Source organism: Legionella maioricensis (assembly GCF_023618015.1).
GTDB lineage: Bacteria > Pseudomonadota > Gammaproteobacteria > Legionellales > Legionellaceae > Legionella > Legionella maioricensis.
The window spans coordinates 1-2,482 of the sequence record NZ_JAJKBJ010000055.1 but is presented as its reverse complement, the minus strand read 5'-3'; the positions used below and the strand labels follow the sequence as shown (position 1 = coordinate 2,482).

Below are 2,482 nucleotides of genomic sequence, written 5' to 3'. Positions count from 1 at the left end.
TACTGTGACCACCGGGAACGTGTTTAGTATTAATGTCCAAGGTTCTGATTTAGCAGCAGATAGCAGCGTGCATGCCAGCATTACAACTTACGATGCTGCAGGCAACTCTGGGACAGCGACGACAATAGCACCTTATATGGTGGATACGACGTCCCCTGTGCCGACTCTTATTTTAGATAGCATTACTGCAGATGATGTGATTAATCAACAGGAAGCCAACGGTCAAGTGGCAGTAACCGGCCATGCTGGCGGAGATGCTCAAGTAGGTGACACAGTCACCTTAGTGGTGAACGGGGTACAGTATTCCGGTACTGTGACCACCGGGAACGTGTTTAGTATTAATGTTCAAGGTTCTGATTTAGCGGCAGATAGCAGCGTGCATGCCAGCATTACAACTTACGATGCTGCAGGTAACTCCGGGACAGCCACGACAATAGCACCTTACACGGTGGATACGACCACGCCTGTATCGACCCTTGTTTTAGATAGTATTACCGCAGATGATGTGATTAACCAACAGGAAGCCAGTGGTCAAGTGGCAATAACCGGCCATGCTGGCGGGGATGCTAAAGTAGGTGATACAGTTACTCTAGTGTTGAATGGGGTGCAATATACCGGTACTTTGGTCTCTGGGAACGTTTTTAGTATTAATGTTCAAGGTTCTGATTTAGTAGCAGACGCAGATAAAACGATAAGTGCCAGTATTACTACCACAGACGCGGCAGGTAATACAAGTGTAGCAACAGCAACAGAAGCCTATACAATTAATGCGATACCAGTTGCAGACAATATTACTTCTTCAGGTTCCGAAGATCCAACCTCTCCTATAGCGGTGACACTAACAGGATCTGATGTTGATGGGATAGTTAATTCTTTTACAATCAATAGCTTGCCTTTAAATGGCACTTTATACACTGATGCAGGAATGACGCATCCAGTTGCAATTGGAGATACGATTACAGCAGTAAATAATAGTGCTTCATTATATTTTCAACCCACTGCCAACTGGAGTGGAGATACTACTTTTAACTATATCAATACCGATAATCTTAATGATCATTCCGCTCAAGCAACCGCAACGGTATCGGTCACTGCAGTTGCTGATATTCCTAATCTAAGCATTGATCTTACGCTTCCTGATACGGGCTTTACTAAATACACGTGGAATAACAATGAGCTGGATTTGACTCTTAATGGTGACGGGGCAAACCCAGACTCATTACAATCAATCATTGATAATGCTTTTAATAACAATGCAATTCCTCCTGATAGCATAACTACAGTAACCAATGTTGAACTAACTGGTACTAGTGCTGTACCAGTAGGAACTGCATCACTGCAAACAGGCCTTATTTACCTTGTTGCCAATACTCCTTATACCTTTAGTGGGTATGGCGATGACAGTATCAGGATTGTTGTAGGTACGACAGTAGTTGCCAGTGGTACCTGGGGAAATAATGAAGGTAATTTTAGTGGTACTTTTACCCCAGCAGTAACCGGTTATTATGAACTTAACATTTACCATAATAATTCAGCTGGACCTGGTAATTACGATGTGAATTTAAACGGTCAAAACTTAAGTACGTCAAATTTTGAACTGTATAAAGATGTTAGCGATATCACTTCAAGCGGTATTGTCTTATCTCCTTTAGAAGCTGGAGGTTATTATGAAGGATTTAACTTAAATCATGGTAACGAAGATACTGCCATAGCTTTGAGTAAAATCTCCGCAAGTCTTACAGATACCGATGGCTCAGAAACTCTAAGTATTGCCATTAAAAGTATTCCCGTAGGAGCAGTACTAAGTGACGGAACGCATACATTTACCGCGTCCAGTGGCAGTACTGAAGTAAATATAACGGATTGGAACTTAAATACATTAACTATTACTCCTCCTTTAAATTTTAACGGTACTTTCAATTTACAAGTAATAGCTACTTCAACCGAAAGTTCAAACCAGGATAGCGCTTCTAACTCTGCCAATATAAGTGTAGAGGTTTATCCTGTTAATGACGCGGCAGTGATTAGTGGAACCAGTGCGGGGGATGTAGTAGAAGCTGGCGGTGTGGATAATACAATAATTGGAACGCCCACAGTCAGCGGCACGCTGACCAATACAGATGTGGATAATACAGCCAATACCTTTACTCCTGTATCTACAGCGGTCCTCAGTGCGAATGGTTATGGGACGTACACTATGACTGCAGATGGAGTATGGACCTATACCTTAAATAATAATAATGCTGCAGTTCAAGCTTTAAATGTCGGTGGAACTCTTACCGATAGCTTTACTGTAACCACCATTGATGGTACGGCACAAGTAGTGACGGTCACCATTAATGGCACCAATGATGCCGCGGTGATCACTCCTGCAAGTGTGACTTTAACCGAGAGCAATGCGATTTTAACCACGGGTGGCACTTTGGCCATTAGTGATGTGGACAGTCCTGCGACTTTTGTAGCGCAAAATAATGTGGCCGGC

Annotated in this window: 1 protein-coding gene; it reads left to right on the top strand. The window is 42.8% G+C overall.

What is annotated here, in order from left to right; translation table 11 throughout:
- A partial coding sequence (locus tag LOX96_RS17450) for an Ig-like domain-containing protein (RefSeq protein ID WP_250456463.1) occupies nt 1–2,482 on the top strand: 2,482 nt, incomplete at both ends.